This is a genomic window from Rhodococcus wratislaviensis, from assembly GCF_041228765.1.
GTDB classification, from domain to species: domain Bacteria; phylum Actinomycetota; class Actinomycetes; order Mycobacteriales; family Mycobacteriaceae; genus Rhodococcus_F; species Rhodococcus_F wratislaviensis.
In genome coordinates this window covers 459,161-478,839 of sequence record NZ_CP150489.1, presented here as the reverse complement: position 1 = coordinate 478,839, position 19,679 = coordinate 459,161, and the positions used below count along the sequence as shown (strand labels likewise).

The following is a 19,679-nucleotide window of genomic DNA, read 5'->3' as shown; positions in this document are numbered from 1 at the left end:
GCCGGCCAAGCATTGCGTTCCACTGAGTCGAACGCTGCCCCGTATCGTGGACGGCATCGCCGGGAACAGCGGCAACGGAGGTGGCATGCACAGTGTCTGATCAGGAGTTCGACCGGACGACCGTCCTGGGCAAGGTGATGTCGGTGCTGCACGCGTTCACCGTCGACGACTCCGCCGTGTCGCTCGCCGAACTGTGCCGTCGGACGTCCATCCCCAAGGGCACCCTGCACCGCGTCCTCGCCGACATGGTCGCCGTGCGGATGCTGGACCGGACCGACGCCGGCTACCGGCTGGGCGGTTCCCTGTTCGAGCTGGGAATGCGGGCGTCGGTCGAACGCAGCCTGCTCGAGGTGGCCATCCCGTTCATGGAGGATCTGTACGTGCGCACCCACGAGACGGTGCACCTGGGGGTCCTCGACGGGACGGAGGTCGTGTACCTGTCGAAGATCGGCGGGCATCGGCAGGCGAGCGCGCCGTCGAGGATCGGAGGTCGAATGCCGGTGCACTGCACCGCGATCGGCAAGGTGCTGGTCGCGCACGCCGACAGCGCACTGCAGGAGCAGGTGCTCGCCGCGCCGCTGCCTCGCTATACCCCGCGCACCGTCATCCTCCCCGGATCGCTGCGCACTCAGCTCGACCGCATCGCCGCCGAGGGCGTGGCCTACGAATACGAGGAATCCGCCACCGGCATCGTGTGCGTGGCCGCCCCGGTCCGCGACGGCGAGAACGTCGTCGCCGCGATCAGCATGACCGGCCCGTCCCACCGATTCCGCCCCGAGGCCCACACGAGTTCGGTGCGCGCCGCCGCCGAAGGGATCGGTGTCACCCTCGCCCGACGGTCTCGACTACTCGCCGACTCCTGATGCCGATTGTGAAGTTCGAGTCTCGTGACACTCGCGGTAAGCCCCACTCCAAGTGACTCAGCTCGCGAGAGTCTGCGAGGGCGAGACGCCATACTTACGTCTGTATTCTGCCGCAAATCTCCCAGAATGGGTGATACCCCAACGGTAGATGATGTCGAGGACCGTCGTGGGCGGTGCGGAAACGATCAGGTCTGTGTGTGCGCATTCGAGCCTGACGTCATGCAGGTAGGCGAAGGGCGTCATCCCGACGTATTCGCGGAATGCCTGTTGCAGTCTGCGCACGCTGACTCCCGCTATCTCGGCCATGTCTCCGGGTGTCCATGCTCGGGCGGGATCATCGTGAATTGCTGTGAGAACACGCTTTACCACGCGGGGGCGGTCGGTGAACCGTCCAGGTTCCTCGTCGGGTATCGCTGCGAGGACGAAACCTGTCGTGATGGCCCCGGACAATTGGTCGAGCATCAAGTTGTTACGCAACAGGTTGTCGTTGGACTCGATCTGGTCGTAGGTCGAACGCAGAAATTTCAACCAACTCTGTGCGGTGTCGCTGCGGAGATCGAGTTGCAAGGGCAGTTGTCGTCCAGGCCGGTCCAGAATGCGGTCCATTTCGCGTCGCAAATAGTCTTCGTCGATCTTGAATCCGATCAGGCGGCACTCCGCGTTCCAGTGCGGGATCACGGTGCGGACGTTCGGCGGGCATGCGGTGGCCTGTCCTACAGCGGAGACGACTTCGGTCTGCTCGATCACCGACTTCATTTCTCCGCTGACCGGGATGTTGATGCCGTAGGCGCCGGGATGTTCCGACACCACGGTGACCTCACCTCCGAGCGCCATGTGCGTAATGCGACATGATCCGAGATCGACACTTCCCAGTGACGCATGGGGTTTGGCTCCGGCAGCCAGTGGTCTCATCACATGCGGGAAGTACGCATCGGCGACCGCTTCGTGGACGTGGTGCCAGTCCTCGAAGGGTGGGGTATCGCCTGTGTTCTCCACGAGAGTCGTACCAACCTCTCCAGCGCGGCCCTCGATGATGCTGCGCCTGACAACGTCGCTTCTAGTGAGTTATATCACCAGGAAAGCCTGATCGGGTCCGCGATTTCCTCGTTGCGTTGAGTGGATAGCCCCTTCGCTGAGTGGATCGCCAGTCCTGTGACCCCAGTCATACCTTGGGTTCGTACCCCGAAGTCGAGCGACTCGACAAAGCGAACGAAAGCAGGTGGCCACGCATGGACGCACGCGCACTACGTGACATTTTCGGGCGGTTCGCCAGCGGTGTCACCGTCATTACCTGCAGAAATGCCGACGGTGAACCCCACGGCGCGACGGTGACCGCATTTACCTCGGTATCGCTCGAACCCGCGCTGTGCCAGGTGACGCTCACCCGCAAGTCGAAGGCGTGCGGGTTCCTCAGTGACGCCCCGTTCGCGGTGAACATCCTCGGCACCGACCAGGTCGACACCGCCATGCACTTCGCCGGCCGCCCGCAAGTACCGGGTCCGGTATGGGCAGACGGACCGACCGCCCCGCTGCTCTGCGGGGCAGCCGCAACACTGTCCTGCACACCATGGGCGCAATACGACGGCGGTGACCACATCATCTTCATCGGCGAGATCGTCGACGTCACCACCAGCAATGATGACCCACTATTGTTCTACCGCAGCAAATTCCACAATCTCGGCAGCCCCTCGGCCGGCTCCGCATGGAACGGGTCGATGGACGACCCGCACAGCGGCTGGTTCGACGCGACCACCTCCTTCACACCACTTCACCTCCTGGCGGGGCAACCGGCGTAGTCCGCACCTCTGCCTCACAGCTCGGACATATCGAAGGGAACACCATGACCACCACTGCCCCTGTCATCGACGTGGCCTCCACCGACCCGACCCAAATCAATCCGGCGGCGGACGCATCCGTCAACCAACCCCAGACCTATGCGACGCGGCCGATGACCGGCGATGAGTACATCGAGTCGATCACGGACGACCGCGAGATCTGGCTGCACGGCGAGCGGGTCAAGGACCACACCAACCACCCCGCGTTCCGAAACTCGGTCCGCATGATCGCGCGGTTGTACGACAACCTGCACACCGGTGAGCACGTCGACACCCTCACGTGTCCGACGGACACCGGCAACGGCGGCGTGACGATGCCCTTCTTCCGTACCGCGAAGACCACCGAAGACGTGCTCGCCGACCGTGACGCGATCGCCACCTGGGCGCGGATGACGTACGGCTGGATGGGCCGGAGCCCCGACTACAAGGCCTCGTTCCTCGGGACGCTGCACGCCAACAAGGAGTTGTACTCGCCGTTCCAGGCCAACGCCGAACGCTGGTACCGCGAATCCCAGGAGAAGGTCCTGTACTGGAACCACGCCATCGTCAATCCCCCGGTCGACCGGCAACTCCCACCGGATGAGGTCGGCGATGTGTTCATGAAGGTGGAGAAGGAAACCGATTCGGGCCTGATCGTGTCGGGCGCGAAGGTCGTCGCCACCGGGTCGGCGATCACCAATTACAACTTCATCGCCCACTACGGGTTGCCGATCAAGAAGAAGGAATTCTCGCTGATCTGCACGGTGCCCATGGGGGAACCGGGGGTGAAGTTGATCTCGCGAGCCTCCTACGCGCAGAACGCAGCAATCACCGGAACGCCGTTCGACTACCCGCTGTCGAGCCGGTTCGACGAGAACGACGCCATCCTCGTCTTCGACAAGGTGCTGGTGCCCTGGGAGAACGTCTTCATGTACGGGGCCGTCGACAAGATCAACACCTTCTTCCCACAGTCCGGCTTCCTCCCGCGCGCCATGCTCCAGGGCTGCACCCGGCTCGCGGTCAAGCTCGACTTCATCGCCGGCCTGCTGATGAAGGCCCTCGACTGCACCGGCGCCGGCGGCTTCCGCGGCGTGCAGACCCGTGTCGGCGAAGTCATCGGCTGGCGGAACCTGTTCTGGTCACTGACCGAATCGATGGCGCGCGACCCGGAACAGTGGATCGGCGATACCGTCATCCCCAAGCTCGAATACGGCCTGACCTACCGGATGTTCATGATGCAAGGATACCCCCGGATCAAGGAGATCATCGAACAGGACGTCGCCTCCGGGCTGATCTACCTCCCGTCCTCGGCGGCCGACTTCAAGTCGACGGAAATCCGACCGTACCTCGACAAGTATGTGCGCGGCTCGGACGGAATCCCGGCGGTGGACCGTGTGAAGGTCATGAAGGCACTGTGGGATTCGATCGGCAGCGAGTTCGGTGGGCGCCACGAGCTGTACGAACGCAACTACTCCGGTAACCACGAAAACGTCAAGGCCGAACTGCTGTTCGGTGCTCAGGCCACCGGTGTGGTGTCCGGCATGAAAGGCCTGGCAGAGCAGTTCATGAGCGAGTACGACCTCGACGGCTGGACCGTCCCGGACCTCATCGGCAACGACGACGTGTCCTACTTCGGTCACCGGTAACCGCCCCGGATTTCCTGAACCGTCCCGCCTACGCGGGCACTTGCAAGGAGAGGGACATGGAGAATTCCGGCGGTCGCGTGATCAGTGCTGACAGCGCGGACGGGGAGCATGTCGTCACCGTCCTACCGAGCCGGATCCGCATCACTGTTCAGGCGAACGAGACGATCGTCGACGCATTGCGCCGAAACGGGTATCGGACTCGATACAAGTGCAGACGAGGCGGATGCGGCGCCTGTCGAGCGACATTGATCGACGGTGACATCGTCTATGTCACCCAGGTCAGCCCCCCGGTGATCGACGCCGGCAACAGCACGGTCCGTAGCCAGAAGTGTCTGCCGTGCAGAGCGACGCCGACATCGGATGCAACCATCGAGCTCGGCCCACGGGACCGCATCGTGGACGTCGTGCCCGGACTCAGGCGGACAGCATGCGACCCCGCCGACGCACCTGCTAACAATCCACCCAATTCATAGGAGACGTCCATCATGTCCGTTCTACGTCTGGGCTACGTCCACATCAACGTGACCGACCTGGAGGAATCCAAGAATCACTACATCGACACCCTGGGCATGGACTGCGTCCACGAAGAGGACGGCACGGTGTACCTCAAATCCTGGGACGAAGCAGACCACCACTCGGTCGTTCTCACCGAGGGTGGCGTCGGACTGGTCAAGCTCGGCTACAAGGTCGCCGATGACGCGTCTCTGGCCGAGATCGAGAACCGGGTCCGAACGTTCGGCGCCTCGGTCGAACGTATGAGCAAGGGCGACAATCAATCTGTCGGAGACGGTTTACGAATCACGCTGCCGTCCGAGCACACGTTGGAACTGTACAGCGACATCGAGTACGTCGGCACCGCCACAGGGCTCTGGAATCCGGATCCATGGCCGCGCAACGGCATCCGCGGGATCGGCGTCCCCCGTCTCGATCACACACTGATCACCACCGAAGACCCGACCCTGCTCGAACGATTCTTCTCCGAGGTTCTCGACTTCCGGCCGGCGGAACGACTGGTCGGCGGCGAGGACAATACCGAACTCGTCGCATCCTGGATGTTCTGCGGCGAACAACCTCATGACATCGCGTTCGTGCAGGGCGAGAACGGCAAACTGCACCACTTCGCGTATCACATCGCGGATTGGTCGGCCCTCCTGCACGCGGGCGACGTCTTCTCGATGCACGACGTCCCGATCGACTTCGGTCCCGCCCGGCACGGCATCACCCGTGGCGAAACCATCTATTTCTTCGACCCAGCAGGAAACCGCAACGAAGTCTTCTCCGGCGGATACCGCACCGGGAAGGATTTCCGCACCATCACCTGGACCATGGACCAGGCAGCCCGGGGCATCAACTTCACCCACCGTGAACTCGATCAGGACTTCCTCACGGTCGTCACGTAATCCCTCACTAGGATCGTCAGTCTTTTCGTCACGGTCCCTTCCCGCTCAGATGACCACCGTCCCAATGGAAGCAGAAGCACATGACTACATCGATTCAACACAGCCCGGAGATCGCAAAGTCCATTGACGTGAACGGGATCGCCACGAACTATCACGACGAGGGTGAGGGTGCCCCCGTCATACTCATCCATGGATCGGGACCAGGGGTCACTGCATGGGCGAATTGGCGAACGACGATCCCCGTCCTTGCAGAGAAGTTCCGGGTCATTGCTCCAGATATTCTCGGGTTCGGATACACCGAACGTCCCAACGGGGTCGAGTACAACTCCGCCACGTGGACGGACCACCTCGTCGGATTTCTCGACGCCCTCGGACTCGACAAGGTTTCGATCGTCGGTAACAGCTTCGGTGGCTCACTCGCGCTGCGCATCGCGACCGAGCACCCGGATCGGGTGGACAAGCTGGTGCTGATGGGAAGTGTCGGAGTGCCTTTCGAGATCACGGTCGGTCTCGACGCGGTGTGGGGTTTCGAACCGTCGCTGCCCGCCATGCGGAAGTTGCTCGACGTCTTCGCGTACGACCGATCGTTGGTCAACGACGAACTCGCCGAGCTCCGGCTCGCCGCCGCTACGCGCCCCGGCGTACAGGAAGCGTTCAGCGCCATGTTCCCCGCTCCCCGGCAACAGGGTGTCGACGCGATGGCCGTCGCCGACGATCGGATCGCCGCCCTCGAGCACGAAACCTTGATCGTGCACGGACGCGACGACCAGGTCATCCCCCTGTCGAACTCCCTCCGACTGCTTGAGCTGATCGAGCGCTCGCAACTGCACGTCTTCGGTCGCTGCGGACACTGGGTCCAGATCGAACACGCGGCAAGGTTCAACAGCTTGGTGGCCGGATTCCTGTCAGTAAGAATTTAGTGTGTTGTGGGTCAATTGATTTGACGGCCACTTCGAGGAACGCGTCGCTTCCCCACGTACCCCGTGCGGCGCGGACCCACAACATAGAAGGTTCCCCCAACCCCGACTAGATGTCTGAAATCCCATTAACCGTAGCGAGTCTCGCCATTGGCGCCAGTGGCGTCGCGCTGCCTGGGTCCAAGCCAACCGCACTCGCAAACACCCTGACACCGAGGCGGAGAACCTCATCGATTTCGCCTGCATGTGGGCGCAGTACGGCGGCCCGACCGAGGAGGAAACCCTGGTCCACACTTCGGAATGACAACACACCGGTCATCGAGCGATTGTGGCAGGTCATCCCTGAATCAAACTGCGCCGAACAAGAGATACTCGATCTAGCGACCGTCTACCCGCACGCCGGGGAACGGCCGGCTCCGTCGTCGGCGCTCCGGTGATGACGATGCTCACCCGTTCCGTAGGACGTCACCGTTGCCCCGCCGCATCCAGCAGAAGTGCGGCCAGCCGTGTCCGAGGGCGCATCTACTAGCAGGTTGCCATCATGGGCGCCCCGTCAACGAATTGCGACGCATGTCAATACCCCGTCGCGCGGCGGAGACCATCGCAACCCTGCATGCCTCGGCAAGCTCTTGTCGGCATCCTTCACAAATGCCTACGTCACCCGCACTGACTACGAGGGCGACTTCCTGGGTCACCGGATCGAGCCCGGGGCCACGGCGTGGGCTCCGGGCATCGAATTACCTAGCAGAATCCGGGAACGGAATCCCAGGCGCGGCCGGCGTCGGGAGCGTCCTCGCGCTCGACGGTCGCCTCGATCAACCCGTAGGGGCGGTCGGCCGCGAAGAACACCTCGCCGGGGTTGTCGAGTCCGAACGGTTCCAGGTCGACGAGGAAGTGGTGTTTGTTCGGCATCGAGAACTTCACCTCGGCGATCTCGGGGTGCGCCTCGAGTACCGCCGAACCCATCTGGAACAGGGACTGCTGCAGCGCGAGCGAATGCGTCGTGGCGAAGGCCTCCAGCATGATTGCCCGCACGTTCTCGAAGGTCTTGTCGAAGTCGACGTCGGTGGTGAGGTACCGCCATCGGGCGCTCACCGACGTCGCGAGGATCCGGTCGGACGTCTCCTGCAGCGTGGTGTACTTGCCCTTCGGGTATCCGCGGAACTCCGAGCCCGTCGACTTCAACACGACCATGTTGCTGAGACCGGACACGATCCACGTCCGATCGCCGTCGATGGTGACCACGGTGTTCCGCCGTTCGTCACTGGATCGGACGAAGGAATGGTCGTGGCCCTCGCCGTCGACCGGGATCCGCGCCCACGAGTACTGCTCGACCTCCCAGCGGCCGCCCGTGATCCACTCGAACTCGCCGGTGAAGTGGTTCCCGAGACGCATCGCGAACGTCTCGATCGCGCCGACGCCGTCGCGAGCGAACGCGTACACCGTGTTCTTCTGGGTGTCCGTGGCCACGACGTGCGCGTTGTCGCCTTCGGTGTGTACCGCGTCGAGGTCTCCGCGCAGTTGCGAAGTCACGCTGACGTCTTCGATCTCGTGTCGCTTGGTGTCCCGGGTGATCTTGACCAACCGGACTTCCGCCTTGCCGTACTGGTTCTGGCCGAGCACGATCTTGCTCATGATTAGCTCCCTCGGTAGGTCGAGTATGCGAATGGGCTGAGAAGGACAGGTACGTGGTAGTGCTGTTCGCTGTCGGTCAGCGCGAACGTGATGGTGACGTCGGGGTAGAACGTCGGACGTCCCTTTGCGGCGAAGTAGCGTCCGGTGTCGAACACGATCCGGTAGGTGCCCGGCTCGAGTCGGGCGGGGCCCAGGGTTGTGACGCGTCCGTCGTCGTCGGTGACAGCGTCGGCAACGGTGATCCAGGCGGAGTCGCGCTGGACCGTCAGCGACACCGGCACCTCCCGCGCGGGCATGCCTTCGGCCGCATCCAGCACGTGAGTGGTGACCTGGCTGATCTCGCTCATGCGTCCAGCATCCCGGCGAGCCGACGTGCGGCGATGTCGCGCAGTTCCTCTGCGACAACGGCTAATTCGCTGTCCTCGTCGTTGAGTAGCCGACGGTCGAGTGCGGTGAGGATATCGGACGTGCTGCGGCCGGCGGCGCGGACGAGGAAGACCCGGCCGAACTTGTCCTCGTAGGCGCGGTTGCCGTCGGTGAGCCGCTTCTGCGCCGCCGCATCGGACGAATCGACGTTCGACTGCTCCGAGCGTGCCAGGTGCGCCTGGGTGTCGTCGCCTCCCGGGGGCTCACCGATTCGGGGATGGTGCGCGAGGGCTTGCTCGATCTCGTCCGCCGTCAGCGGGTCGGCGGCGGTGCGTGCCGCGGTGAGTAATGCCCCACGATCGGGGTAGGGGCGGGAGTCGACGACGACGTCCACCCATCGAGGGATATTCATGCAGGTCCGTACCCACTCGGTCGCGTCCTGCGACGAAGCGGTGTTGAAGCGGTGAAGCCCTGAATCGACGATCATCGCGGCTGTCAGTCGGTGCTTCCGCCTAGGTACGCCTCTTCGATTTCGTCGATACGCGGCAGCAGGTCGGATGTGGATCCGTCGAGAACGACCCGGCCTTGGTCGAGAACGTAAGCTCGATCGGCTACGCGGAGGGCTGTTCGAGAGTGCTGTTCGACCAGCATCACTCCGACGCCGCGGTCGCGGGCGTCGTTGATCGCTTGGAATATTCGTTCGACGACCATCGGTGCAAGACCGAGCGACAGCTCGTCTACCAAGAGAACCTTCGGCTGTGCGGCCAGTGCCCTGCCCACGGCGAGCATCTGCTGCTGTCCGCCAGACAGCAGCCCTGCCGACCGCGTCAGGTGCGGCTCGAGCTCGGGAAAGATTGCTATTGCGTCTTCGACAGTGCCCGATCCGAGGCGGAGGTTCTGGAGCACGGTCAGGCCGCTGAAGACGCCGCGTTCCTCGATGACATATGCGAGGCCTTGTTTCGCGCGGCGGTAGGCCGGTGTCGTGCATTCTCGTCCGCCCAGTTCGACATGACCCGCGGACGGGCGCAGTATTCCGCCGAGCGTGAGCAGGAGAGTGCTCTTTCCTGCTCCGTTCCGCCCGAGCAGGGCCACGATTTCTCCTTCTGCGACCGCGACGCTGACGTTGTGGAGCACCGGGATCTCGCCGTATCCAACCGACAGGTTGCGCGCGGCCAAAACCGAACTGTCGATGAGTTGCTGCATCACACTGTCTCCGTTTCTCCGAGGAAGGCCCGCCGGACCTCGTGATCGGCCCGAATCTCGGCCGGGGTTCCCCGTGCGACGACTTTTCCGAATTCGAGGACGGTGATGTGGTCGCAGACTTTCATCACGAGGTCGACATCGTGTTCGACGAGGAGAATTCCCATTCCGTGCTCGTCTACGAGATCCCGGATCAGTATCACGAGTTCTTCTCGCTCGTGCGCGGAGAGCCCGGCCGCCGGCTCGTCGAGCAGGAGTACCGATGGTTGAGCCGCGACCGCTCGTGCAATTGCGACTAGGCGCCGTTGGCCATACGGAAGTTCGTGGGGGCGACGGTCGAGGACGTGCGCGAGCCCGAAACGATGGACCGCTGCCACCGCCCCCGGTGAAAGCTCCATTTTTTTCGGCCACACGAGGTCGCGGAGATACGCCCATTTGCTTCGTTGGCCGGAGCCGACCTCGAGGTTCTCGAGGACCGTCAGCTCGTCGAACAGTTCGAGGCCTTGGAGTGTCCGCCCCAGGCCTGCGCGAGCCCGTGCGGCGGCCGATTCATGCCCGAATGGCTTGCCGTCGCAGAGTACGGCGCCGCCGTAGCGGCGGGTCACCCCGGTCACGGCGTCGATCAACGTGGTCTTCCCTGCTCCGTTTGGTCCGATCAAGCCCTCGACGGCACCCGCGGGAACCGAGAGACTGACGTGGTCGAGGGCGGTGACGCCGCCGAAGCTGACGTGCAGGTCGCGGATCTCCAGTGTTGCTCCACGACGAGGAATCGTGTGGGACGGCGTCGGGGGCGCCGGCACGGCGGGCGGAGCATCGGCGGCCGCTCGGCCGGGCCACAGATGGCGGGCAAGAGCCCTCACCATCGCGGCGTTCTGGGGTACGAGTCCGTCAGGGACGAGTACAAGGTTGATGAGCAAGAGAACGCCGAGGGCGAGTGGCAGATACTGCTGCCAACCGGTGAGCGTCAGAAGGTAGTAGACCAGTCCCCCGGTCACGGCAAATCCGGCCATCGGGCCTGCTGCGATGTAGCCGGTTCCCGCGAGCACGACAGCGACGAGAAGTGCCATTGCTGCGTCGATGGTAAACCCGGTGAAGACCAGTTGCGGTTGGCTGAACGCCTCGACACCACCTGCGAGGCCCGCCAGTGCGCCCGCGACTGTCAGCGCGTATACCTTGGCGCCGGTGGCGCTGACGCCAAGGGTGGTTGCGGCCCGTTCGCCGCTGCGCGTGGCCAGAAGCCGCCGGCCCGCCTCCCCGCGACGAAGGTTTGCTACTGCGAGACAACACAGGACGAGAATTGCCGCGCACAGGACGGCGAAACGGGTCGGGTGCACGACGCTGTCGAAGCTCATACCGAGCAGAGTCGGCGGCGGAACGGGAAGTCCACTGATTCCTCCAGTGAATACAGGATTCGCGAGAACGAGAGCTTGGAAGGCGAGTGCGACTCCCAGAGTCACGATCGCTACCGTGTCACCCCGCACCCGCAGGGAAACCGCTGCGATCAATGCACCTGCCAGGGCACCGGCGATCGCGCCGGCGAGAAGTGACAGGATGAACGGTAGTCCGACCTCTGCGGCCAGGCGGGCGGCGACGAGGGCGCCGAGTCCGGCCACCGCATACTGTGCGAGGGACAATTGCCCTGCGTATCCGGTGGATACGACAACGGACAGGCCGATGATCGCGGCAATCAGTGATGTGGAGAGTGCGTCCAGCATGTTTCCGGACAGCAGGAGTGTGCCGAGGCCCACAACTGCCGCCACGACCGCCATGGACGAGGCTTTGATCTGGCCTGCCCCGACGGCGGGGAGTTGTTGCTTGGCGTCACCGCGTGTGGAAAGGGTGTTCTTGCGCAGCAATACTGCGCCGATGATCACGAGGAACGGGATGGCGGTCGACCAACCCGCGTCGCCGCTGATCCGGACGGTCTCGGCCTGTGCGACTCCGAGGAGCAGGCCGCCGGCCATTGCCCAACCGAACGACCGGAATCCGCCGATCAGTGCTGCTGCAAGTGCCCCGTATACGACGTTGCTCATGGCCACGACGTTCAGTCCGTTGATCGGTGCGATCAGGATGCCGGCGCCTCCCGCCAGCAGGGCTCCGAGGGCCCAGTTTGCGAGTGAGATCGTCTGGGATGACCACCCGAGTACTTCTGCGGCCCTAGGGTTCTCGGCGACCGCGATCGTTGCCGTTCCGAACCGGGTATGGCGGTACACGCCGATCAGGGCGAGGGTGACGATTATCCCGATGGCGAGTAACAGGGCTCGGTCGGAGGTGATGATGAGCCTGTCCGTGATGTGCCATGTCGTGCGCGGAAGTACACCCTTGACGAACTGGGTGGAGTCGCCGTATCGCAGTAGGGCTGCGGACTGGATGACGGTGAGCAGACCGATCGTCGCGACCAAGCGTGTCACGGAGGATGCGTCGCGAAGTGGGCGCATGATGACGACTTCGATCACGGCACCCAGGGCGGCGCTGCCGAGCAGCGCGAGAAGAACCGATGGCCACATCGGTACACCTGCATCGGAAAGTTCGAAGTAGGTATAGGCCGCCAGGAGGGCGATCGCGCCCTGCGAGAAGTTCAAGACCTTGTTCCCCAGGAAGATCAGCACCAGGCCTTGTGCAGACAGCCCGTAGATGGCGCCTACCCCGATCCCGAGCAGAGCGAACCTCAGAAAGTCGTTCATAGCGTGTTTCCTGTCTTGTCCCGGCGAAAGTGGCTAGCCGGAGCTCGTGGTGATCAGGTCCCCGACGGGGACGAAGGGCGACTGCTCAGGATGTTGGAGCACCGTCTGCCCGTTCTCGATCTTCTGGAAGACAACGGTCGGATTGAACAGTCTCGGGTAACGCGGGTCCTGTGCCATCGTGGAATACGGCGGGGTTATGCCGCCCATGTCGAGGTTTCGAAGGTTGCTCATTGCATCCTTCACGGTGGCTGGGCTGAGTAAGTCGAGCTGTGCCGCCACCCGGGCGAAGGTCGACATCGCCAACCATTCGTGAAGACCCGTCGCAGTGACCGTAATCGACGGGTCGTAGGCCTCCATGTCCTCCCTGAACTGTCGGGTTCCCGGAGTGTCCGCGGTGGGCGGAACGAAGCCTTCCACCGACATCACTCCCTCGGCATCCTCACCGACGCTCTCGAGCACCTTGGAGGTGAGGTTGAACGGGAATGTCGTGACGAAGGAATCAGGAGCGAGCATGCGCATCGACCGGACGAACTCCGCTTCGTCATTGGCGAAGCCGGCCACGCTGGCACCGTCACCGGTCGCGGCCGCCACCACCGCGCTGAGGTCCGGTGACTTGGCGGGTACCTGGACCAGATCCCCAAAGGGCACATCTGCTTTCGCGGCGCCGACCTCGACTGAATCGCGGATCGCGGTGGAAATGCCCCCCATACCGCCTGGGACGACAACGCTTACCTTCTCGGCACCGGCGGCCCCCAGTTGCAGTCCCATTCCCACCGTCTGCCCGATGAACCCGGAGACGTCGGGGAAGGACGCGGGACTGCTGAGACCTACTTCGGTGAAGGGGTAGACGCCGACCGCGGGAATTCCTGCCGACTCGAGGATCGGCAGAATGGTTGTCTCGTTCACCGTCTGCAATCCGACCACGGCGACGACTTTTTGCTCGACCGCATCGCGGGCGCATTGCCGGGCAACGTCCGGAGTGAGCTCGTCGCTGCAGACGATGACCTGAATCGGGCGACCGTTGATTCCGCCGGCCGCGTTGACCGCGGCGGCGGCAGCCTCGGCGCCGGCTGGGAACTCCGGATTGGACGTGCCCAACAGTGGTTGCGTCCAGTTCCCGATTGTCATCACCGAGATGGGAGGCTCGGTCAGCCCCGCGTAGGGGTTGTCCTTTCTCGTTGGCACAGAATCAGAGGGGCTTGTGGGGTTCGCACTGCACCCGACGAGAAGGGTGGCCAGCATAGCGCAACTCACTGCCCCGGCGGTCCGCGTGTCCAGTCGCTTCTTCATGGGTTGTCCTTTGCCGGAAAGAAATGGATTCTTAGGCGCATTACTGCGCAGCTGACGACGCATTCGCGCAGCCGGAAAGGGTGACGACGATTTTGCCGAACGCATCGGGATCCGCGCGCCGCAGGTGCGCGCTCGCCATGTCGTCGAATGCAAATACGGAGTCGATGGGCATGCGGTAACGACCAGACTCGAAGCCGCTGAACCAGTCCTGCACCATCTCCGGCGTGCGAGGTGACCCGTGCACGCCTCCAACCGTCAGCCGGACGGTCGGAGGAATGAATTCGAGGGGATGCGGGAAATTGTTCGTGGAACGATCCTCCCGGACACCCGTCCGAATGGAGTTCTGTTGATCTTGCAGGAGCCCGGTGAGGCAGACGACACCGTATTCGTGCACAGACTTCAAAGTGGCTGGCAAAGTTGCCAACCCGAGTAGGTCAACGGCGAGATCAGCACCCCCTGGGATGAGGGCGTGGACCTGCTGTGCGAGATCTGGGCCATCCATCACGACCGCATCGACTCCGTGGTCCAACAGTTTGTCACGTTTGTTAGGAGCTCGAGTGCTCGAGATGACCCGTGCTCCGGCATCGGCCGCGAGTGTGGCGATCGCCAGACCCACCCCGGCTGTTCCTCCGCGTACCAGCAAGCTCTTACCCCGAACGTCTCCCAGCGCGACAATGCTTCCCGCGGCTGCCGTAAAGGAGGCCGGGATCGCGGCGAGGGTCACCGAATCGAGATTGGATGTGAAAGGTATCGCGTCGTGGGCCTCGACGCAGATGTACTCAGCCCAGGCGCCGTCGCGGGTGTAGCCGTAACCGCCGTAACCGCCCGCAACCCTTGCTCCAAGCGGTATTTCGCCGCCGGGTGCCGACACCACGCGCCCAATGAACTCGTTGCCCAACGTCAGCGGAAGCACCGCGGTGGAGACGCCTTCCCTGCTCGCAATTTCCGAGGAGATCACAGTGGTGGCTTCGACTTTCACCAACACCTGGCCGGCCGTGGGCACCGGGACGGAAATCACCTCGTGCGCTAGCGCCTCTGGACCACCTCCCGCGACGCCAACCCGCACAGCCCGCATTCTGCGGGGAAGGCCCTGGTGCTGGTCGTCGCTTGCGGATGTGGTCGCCAATTCGCTGTAGATCACGCTTCTACCCTTCTTCGAACCGATTGAATCTCATATGGAAATGTGCATACCCGGTCCTTGCATCGACCGATTCCGCGATCTCGAGCCATGGCGCGTCGAGAACTCGTGAAGTTGCTCCGCCCCAAATGATGTGGGCCCGGAGAGTAGGCGCGGCATCGAGGCGAGACCGCGAAAGAAGGGGTTAGGTCAGCCCGTCGAGTCGGGGCTCAGAACGGGCATCCCGTGCGCCTCGAGCAAAGTCGGCCGGGTCAGATGCTGCATCAGGGTGAGCCGGTCGCCCCGCACTCGCGTAAAGGCATACTCGAGCGGGATACCCTCGACATCCCGCAGGAGCCGCTCGAACAGGAGAAGCGGATGCCCGACCCTGACATCGAGAAGTTGCGCCACCAGATCGTCGGCAACGACCGCCTCGATCGAGTGGTCCGTAGTACCCAACTCGATACCTGCAGTCTCGTAGAGCGAGAACCACTCCATCTCCGCGTCCATCTGCGATACGACCGGCAAGAATGTGGCCGGAACATAGGTGGTGCAGGCGTAGAACGGTTCATCGTCCAGCGTCGTCAGGAGGTCGATGACCCCACAGCCGACACCGGTGTCGATGCCGAGGCGCTGGGCAACCTGCGGGGCTGCCGGCTCCTCATTGACGGCCAGAACACGATGCCTGATGGTTGAGTCGGCGCCGTCCGGGCCGTGGAGAAAGCCGAAGTTGTGGCGGACCTTGGAAGCGGTCGACAGGGTACCGGCACCCTGCGCCCTCCGCACGAGTCCTTCGTCTCGAAGAAGCTCGAGAGCGTCCCGGATCACTTGTCGGCTCGTCGAGAACGCCAGCATGAGTTCGGGCTCGCCTGGCAACGTGCCTGCAGGAAACTCGTCATGCACGATGGCCGCGCGGAGCAGGTCCCGCACACGCCGTGCGGCGGCGTGTCGCCGCCCCGTTCGCGGGTGTTCGTCTGCTCCGTGCCGAATCATGCGATCAATGTAGAGAGAAACGGCCGGTACCGCATTAGCTCTCTGTAACCAACAAGTTAAGCGGTCTGATGATCGTGGTTCGTGCGCCTGAACTGGGACAATGCCGCCGAAGCGACGCGATACGCCGGGAAGGGAGCTTGGTCGAGCTTGATCGATGCCGGAATCCAGGCCGACACAGGCGTCGGGGACGAACGACTTGTAGGGCGACGGCCCCGGGAGCTTGTCACGGCGACCACAGCTGTCGAGATGCGTGTCGCTGCCGACTCTCGCCGGGCGCCTCGTCGCGGTCTCAGGTATCCGCCACAGGACGGGCAGCACAATCAGCGCGACGGCGGTGACTATGACGACGGGGGCGATCGCCGACCCGCTGGCATGGACCAGCGCTTGGGAAAGGTAGGGAGTGAGACCACCGAAGATGGTCGTCGCGACCGTGCCGACGGCCAGGGCGGACAATCGGCCGGGCCGGTAGACGAAGCAACGCAGGCCAAGACCGATGGATCGAGCTTGTCAGGCAAAATGGGCTGCTCAACCAGCTGACCGCGAAAGCACTCGAAACCATGCTCGATCTTGTCACAACAATCTGCTCGGGTGCTGGGTGCGCCCCGATCCGGACGTACGAAGTGACTGCGCCTGAATACCATGATCGCGCTCGTCGCAATGGGATCGGCGTGTCTGTCGCCTCGGGCGAGTAGTCCGCACAACCCCCGCCTGGAGTATCTGTGACGCCGCTCCGCTGACCGCACTCCGGCCACCGCCCTTGCCCTGGTGTATCGCGCGGATGACACTCGCCCCAAGATCACTGAACTGGCATCTGCGGCAATCGCTATTGAGAATCAGCAGTGCCCGTATGGAGTCGACCAGAAGAGCCGGGCATGGGCGGTAGTGCACCTCCCACGCGCTCGGCGTGTCGGATGGATTCGATAATGGCGCACTGTGCCTGGGCCCCGCGGGGCTCGGTACCACCGAACCAGGTTTGCGGCCGAGGCTCCAATCATCAACAAAGAGCGCGACGGAAGGATCATTTGACCCGCCGCCCACGTACCGGCACACACGTTGTTGAGTTGTCAGTGCGGCGTCATAACCAGTGCGGAGGCTCCGGAATCTCCCCGCCCGCACTCACCCCGGCCGCACTCACCCCGACCGCGCCGCGCCCGGCGGCCCACCGCACGACGGCGGCGAGGGGCCCGGACACCTTCTCGGTGGGTGGTGACTCCGGCTGCACCGCAACCGGTTCACCTCCGTCGACCGCGAGCACGAGGCCCGCGCCGAGGTCCTTACGACGCCACATGCCGACGATGTCGGCGAGCAGCGAATCGAGCACGACGTCGGGGAAGTCGCCGAACCGGCCCCCGTTCCCCAGGTCCACGGCGTGGATCCACACCTCCCGGGTCCGCATCCACGCCGTCTCCGACACCGGCACCAGACGGCCCTGCGCGGTGCGCACCTGCGCCTCCCACGCCGCGGCCGGCAGATGCCGCCACTTCTCGTCGAGCCGGGCGACGGTGTGATCGAACAGGTTCCGCAACGCCGCCGCCGACAGGGTGGCGCCCTCGCCGATCTCCCGCCCCCGCTGCTCCGGCGACGCATACATCGGGGTCTCGATCCCGGTGGCCGCCCAGTCCAGCAGCCGGCACAACGCGGCCGCATTGTAGCCGACGTGCGCGAGCAGATGTCGCCGCGACCACCCCGCCAACCCGGTCGGCTCGTGCAGTTGCTCGTCGGTCAGCTCGGCGAGACGCTGCGCGAAATACGCCGTGCCGCGGCGGGCGATCAGCAACTGCTCGTTCAGGTCGAGATCGTGGAAACCCACTGGGTGCGTCCTTACTTGATGATCGTCTTGTTGCGGACGGTGCCGAGGCCCTCGATGGCGACCTCGATCGTCTGCCCGTCCTGAATGTAGAGCCCGGGCTTGCGGGCGTGCCCGACGCCACCCGGGGTGCCGGTGATCACCACGTCACCGGGCTGCAGCGTCACGATGTGCGAGATGTACTCCACCAGCCTGGCCGGGGTGAACACCAGATCATCGGTCGTGGTGGACTGCACCACCTGCCCCTCCAGGGTGGTGACCAGGGTGCCGCCGAACGTGTACGAGTCGGTGGTCGTCAGGAACGGCCCGAAACCGCTGGTCTTCTCGAACGTCTTGCCCTGATCCCACTGCAACGTCCGGTACTGGTAATCCCGCATCGTGTAATCGTTCATCACCGAATACCCGGCAATGTAGGACTCCGCCTCGGCCTCCGGCACCTGGTACGCCTGCTTCCCGACGACGAACGCCAACTCCCCCTCCCAGTCCAGCTGCGCCGCCGCGTAGGCGGGGACGACCACGTCGTCGTACGGGCCCGTCAGCGCCTCCCGGAACTTCGCGAACAGGGTCGGGTACTGCGGCAGGTCCCGGCCCATCTCCTTGATGTGGTTGGCGTAGTTCAACCCGACGCAGATGATCTTCCCCGGGTGCGGGACCACCGGCGCGTAATCCGCACCGGCGAGGTCCACGGTGTCACCGGAGGCGTTCTCGGCGATCGACCTCCAGTCCGGGTCGGCGAGCAGCGCCGACAGGTCCGCGAACCCGTCGATGATCGTGGCGGCGGTGTCGGAATCGACGCGGACGGCGACGGTGGCACCGGTGTGGCGCAGGGTGGCAAGCTTCATGAGATTTCAGGCTCCTTCGGAAATGTAGGTGCGATCAAAGTGCAGGCGCTCGACGATCGGGGCGTCGGAGAACGCGAACAGGTCGAACTCGGTGTCGGCCTCGATCGACCACTCCGTCCAGGACGGGACCACGATCATGTCGCCCTTGCCGACGGTGCGGGTCTGACCGCCCAGGACGAACCGGCCCGAACCCTCGAACACCTGATAGACGGTCGAGCCGACGTCCCGGCGCGGCCGGGTGTGGGCACCGGCCCGCAACCGGTGGAACTCGGCGCGGATCGTGGGCATCACGTCCCCACCGGTGGTCGGGTTGGTGTAGCGGACCGCGGCATGACCGGGTTCGGTGGTCGCCGCGTACCCCTCGTCCTCGAGCGCCAACTGCTCGCGCAGCGCCGCGTCGGTGTGCTCCCACCGGTACGCCGCGATCGGCGACGACGTCTTCGCGTCCAACCCGACCAGCGGTCGCAGCCCCGGATGCGCCCACAACCGCTCCGACCGGGACACATCCGGGGTCGAGTCGTCGGTGACGTTCTCGGACCCGAATTCGAAGAACCCGGTGTCGGTGTAATGCACGAACGGGATGTCGAGGCCGTCGATCCAGGCCATCGGCTGATCGGTCTCGTTGTGGTGACCGTGGAAATGCCAGCCCGGGGTCAACAGGAAATCGCCGCGCCGCATCGCCACCGGATCACCGTTGACGACCGTCCAGACCCCCTCGCCCTCGACGACAAACCGGAACGCGTTCTGCGCGTGCCGGTGCTCGGGGGCCACCTCCTTCGGACCCAGATACTGGATCGCCGCCCACAACGTCGGCGTCACATACGGCACCCCACCCAAACCGGGATTCGCCAGGGCGATCGCCCGCCGCTCCCCACCCCGGCCGACCGGCACCAGATCCCCGGCCCGCCGCGCCAACGGATACAACGTCGACCACTTCCACACGAACGGCACCGCCCGCGACGTCGGCGTCATCGGCATCAGATCACCGAGCTGCGTCCACAACGGATTCAGGTGCTCGGCCTCGAAATCGTGATAGAGCTGTGTCAGCTCCGGAGCGTCGTCAATGGAGGGGTCGGGGGTATGCATGGAGGGCTCCTTCGAGTGG

The 19,679-nt window shown here is 64.1% G+C and carries 19 protein-coding genes; 7 read left to right on the top strand and 12 right to left on the bottom strand.

All coding sequences use genetic code 11. The annotated features are described in order from the left end of the window. Positions 1 to 92 precede the first annotated feature (92 nt). The gene (locus tag WKC72_RS41005; RefSeq protein WP_370185004.1) at positions 93 to 863 is read left to right on the top strand and encodes an IclR family transcriptional regulator; all 771 of its coding nucleotides are present in this window, start codon (positions 93 to 95) and stop codon (positions 861 to 863) included. Between the two features lie 57 nt (positions 864 to 920). On the opposite strand, the gene WKC72_RS41000 is transcribed toward WKC72_RS41005, so the two are convergent. Continuing rightward, positions 921 to 1,859 (bottom strand): AraC family transcriptional regulator, encoded by a 939-nt coding sequence (locus WKC72_RS41000; protein ID WP_370185002.1) that lies wholly within the window; start codon positions 1,857 to 1,859, stop codon positions 921 to 923. 233 nt (positions 1,860 to 2,092) lie between these two features. On the opposite strand from WKC72_RS41000, the gene WKC72_RS40995 reads away from it, so the two are divergent. The 6 genes from WKC72_RS40995 to cas5 all read left to right on the top strand — a co-directional run bounded on the left by WKC72_RS40995 (position 2,093) and on the right by cas5 (position 7,310). Then, positions 2,093 to 2,659: a flavin reductase family protein gene (locus WKC72_RS40995; protein ID WP_370185001.1), complete on the top strand. Its 567-nt coding sequence runs from the start codon at positions 2,093 to 2,095 to the stop codon at positions 2,657 to 2,659. A gap of 44 nt (positions 2,660 to 2,703) precedes the next feature. Next, on the top strand, positions 2,704 to 4,323 hold the full coding sequence (locus WKC72_RS40990) for a 4-hydroxyphenylacetate 3-hydroxylase family protein (RefSeq protein WP_370184999.1): 1,620 nt from the start codon (positions 2,704 to 2,706) through the stop codon (positions 4,321 to 4,323). A gap of 56 nt (positions 4,324 to 4,379) precedes the next feature. Then, the gene (locus WKC72_RS40985) at positions 4,380 to 4,796 is read left to right on the top strand and encodes a 2Fe-2S iron-sulfur cluster-binding protein (protein WP_370184997.1); all 417 of its coding nucleotides are present in this window, start codon (positions 4,380 to 4,382) and stop codon (positions 4,794 to 4,796) included. A gap of 12 nt (positions 4,797 to 4,808) precedes the next feature. Further along, complete coding sequence (locus WKC72_RS40980; RefSeq protein WP_370184995.1) at positions 4,809 to 5,723, top strand: catechol 2,3-dioxygenase; 915 nt, start codon at positions 4,809 to 4,811, stop codon at positions 5,721 to 5,723. Between the two features lie 80 nt (positions 5,724 to 5,803). Beyond that, positions 5,804 to 6,643 carry an alpha/beta fold hydrolase gene (locus tag WKC72_RS40975; RefSeq protein ID WP_370184994.1) on the top strand — a complete coding sequence of 280 codons (840 nt, stop codon included), beginning with the start codon at positions 5,804 to 5,806 and terminating at the stop codon, positions 6,641 to 6,643. 538 nt (positions 6,644 to 7,181) lie between these two features. After that, the gene (gene cas5, locus WKC72_RS40970) at positions 7,182 to 7,310 is read left to right on the top strand and encodes a CRISPR-associated protein Cas5 (RefSeq protein ID WP_370184992.1); all 129 of its coding nucleotides are present in this window, start codon (positions 7,182 to 7,184) and stop codon (positions 7,308 to 7,310) included. A 71-nt stretch (positions 7,311 to 7,381) separates the two neighbouring features. On the opposite strand, the gene pucL is transcribed toward cas5, so the two are convergent. The 11 genes from pucL to WKC72_RS40915 all read right to left on the bottom strand — a co-directional run bounded on the left by pucL (position 7,382) and on the right by WKC72_RS40915 (position 19,660). Beyond that, positions 7,382 to 8,275 (bottom strand): factor-independent urate hydroxylase, encoded by an 894-nt coding sequence (pucL, locus tag WKC72_RS40965; RefSeq protein WP_370184991.1) that lies wholly within the window; start codon positions 8,273 to 8,275, stop codon positions 7,382 to 7,384. 2 nt (positions 8,276 to 8,277) lie between these two features. After that, complete coding sequence (gene uraH, locus WKC72_RS40960; protein ID WP_370184989.1) at positions 8,278 to 8,622, bottom strand: hydroxyisourate hydrolase; 345 nt, start codon at positions 8,620 to 8,622, stop codon at positions 8,278 to 8,280. Continuing rightward, positions 8,619 to 9,128 (bottom strand): 2-oxo-4-hydroxy-4-carboxy-5-ureidoimidazoline decarboxylase, encoded by a 510-nt coding sequence (gene uraD / locus WKC72_RS40955; RefSeq protein ID WP_370184987.1) that lies wholly within the window; start codon positions 9,126 to 9,128, stop codon positions 8,619 to 8,621. Before uraD ends, uraH begins: the two co-directional genes overlap by 4 nt. An 8-nt stretch (positions 9,129 to 9,136) precedes the next feature. Continuing rightward, positions 9,137 to 9,844 (bottom strand): ABC transporter ATP-binding protein, encoded by a 708-nt coding sequence (locus WKC72_RS40950; RefSeq protein WP_370184985.1) that lies wholly within the window; start codon positions 9,842 to 9,844, stop codon positions 9,137 to 9,139. Beyond that, positions 9,844 to 12,525, bottom strand: coding sequence for an ATP-binding cassette domain-containing protein (locus tag WKC72_RS40945; RefSeq protein WP_370184983.1), 2,682 nt, complete (start codon positions 12,523 to 12,525; stop codon positions 9,844 to 9,846). The genes WKC72_RS40950 and WKC72_RS40945 overlap by 1 nt, the downstream gene beginning before the upstream one ends. A gap of 33 nt (positions 12,526 to 12,558) precedes the next feature. Beyond that, complete coding sequence (locus WKC72_RS40940) at positions 12,559 to 13,878, bottom strand: ABC transporter substrate-binding protein (protein WP_370184982.1); 1,320 nt, start codon at positions 13,876 to 13,878, stop codon at positions 12,559 to 12,561. Next, on the bottom strand, positions 13,856 to 14,956 hold the full coding sequence (locus WKC72_RS40935; protein WP_370184980.1) for a zinc-binding dehydrogenase: 1,101 nt from the start codon (positions 14,954 to 14,956) through the stop codon (positions 13,856 to 13,858). The genes WKC72_RS40940 and WKC72_RS40935 overlap by 23 nt, the downstream gene beginning before the upstream one ends. Before the next feature lie 186 nt (positions 14,957 to 15,142). Continuing rightward, positions 15,143 to 16,378, bottom strand: coding sequence for a UTRA domain-containing protein (locus WKC72_RS40930; RefSeq protein WP_370184978.1), 1,236 nt, complete (start codon positions 16,376 to 16,378; stop codon positions 15,143 to 15,145). A 622-nt stretch (positions 16,379 to 17,000) separates the two neighbouring features. Further along, positions 17,001 to 17,735: a maleylpyruvate isomerase family mycothiol-dependent enzyme gene (locus WKC72_RS40925; RefSeq protein WP_370184977.1), complete on the bottom strand. Its 735-nt coding sequence runs from the start codon at positions 17,733 to 17,735 to the stop codon at positions 17,001 to 17,003. Between the two features lie 11 nt (positions 17,736 to 17,746). After that, complete coding sequence (locus tag WKC72_RS40920; RefSeq protein ID WP_370184976.1) at positions 17,747 to 18,574, bottom strand: fumarylacetoacetate hydrolase family protein; 828 nt, start codon at positions 18,572 to 18,574, stop codon at positions 17,747 to 17,749. Positions 18,575 to 18,580: 6 nt separating this feature from the next. Then, a complete protein-coding gene (locus WKC72_RS40915; RefSeq protein WP_370184974.1) occupies positions 18,581 to 19,660 on the bottom strand; it encodes a cupin domain-containing protein in 1,080 nt (359 codons plus the stop codon). Positions 19,661 to 19,679 lie beyond the last annotated feature (19 nt).

Bases quoted from the DNA above. Each gene is read 5' to 3' on its own strand.
- WKC72_RS40915 (WP_370184974.1), bottom strand. From the start codon at position 19,660: ATGCATACCCCCGACCCCTCCATTGACGACGCTCCGGAGCTGACACAG.
- WKC72_RS40980 (WP_370184995.1), top strand. From the start codon at position 4,809: ATGTCCGTTCTACGTCTGGGCTACGTCCACATCAACGTGACCGACCTG.
- WKC72_RS40995 (WP_370185001.1), top strand. From the start codon at position 2,093: ATGGACGCACGCGCACTACGTGACATTTTCGGGCGGTTCGCCAGCGGT.
- uraD (WP_370184987.1), bottom strand. From the start codon at position 9,128: ATGATCGTCGATTCAGGGCTTCACCGCTTCAACACCGCTTCGTCGCAG.
- WKC72_RS40920 (WP_370184976.1), bottom strand. From the start codon at position 18,574: ATGAAGCTTGCCACCCTGCGCCACACCGGTGCCACCGTCGCCGTCCGC.
- WKC72_RS40940 (WP_370184982.1), bottom strand. From the start codon at position 13,878: ATGCGTCGTCAGCTGCGCAGTAATGCGCCTAAGAATCCATTTCTTTCC.
- pucL (WP_370184991.1), bottom strand. From the start codon at position 8,275: ATGAGCAAGATCGTGCTCGGCCAGAACCAGTACGGCAAGGCGGAAGTC.
- WKC72_RS40945 (WP_370184983.1), bottom strand. From the start codon at position 12,525: ATGAACGACTTTCTGAGGTTCGCTCTGCTCGGGATCGGGGTAGGCGCC.
- uraH (WP_370184989.1), bottom strand. From the start codon at position 8,622: ATGAGCGAGATCAGCCAGGTCACCACTCACGTGCTGGATGCGGCCGAA.
- WKC72_RS40975 (WP_370184994.1), top strand. From the start codon at position 5,804: ATGACTACATCGATTCAACACAGCCCGGAGATCGCAAAGTCCATTGAC.
- WKC72_RS40990 (WP_370184999.1), top strand. From the start codon at position 2,704: ATGACCACCACTGCCCCTGTCATCGACGTGGCCTCCACCGACCCGACC.
- cas5 (WP_370184992.1), top strand. From the start codon at position 7,182: ATGGGCGCCCCGTCAACGAATTGCGACGCATGTCAATACCCCGTCGCG.
- WKC72_RS40950 (WP_370184985.1), bottom strand. From the start codon at position 9,844: ATGCAGCAACTCATCGACAGTTCGGTTTTGGCCGCGCGCAACCTGTCG.
- WKC72_RS40985 (WP_370184997.1), top strand. From the start codon at position 4,380: ATGGAGAATTCCGGCGGTCGCGTGATCAGTGCTGACAGCGCGGACGGG.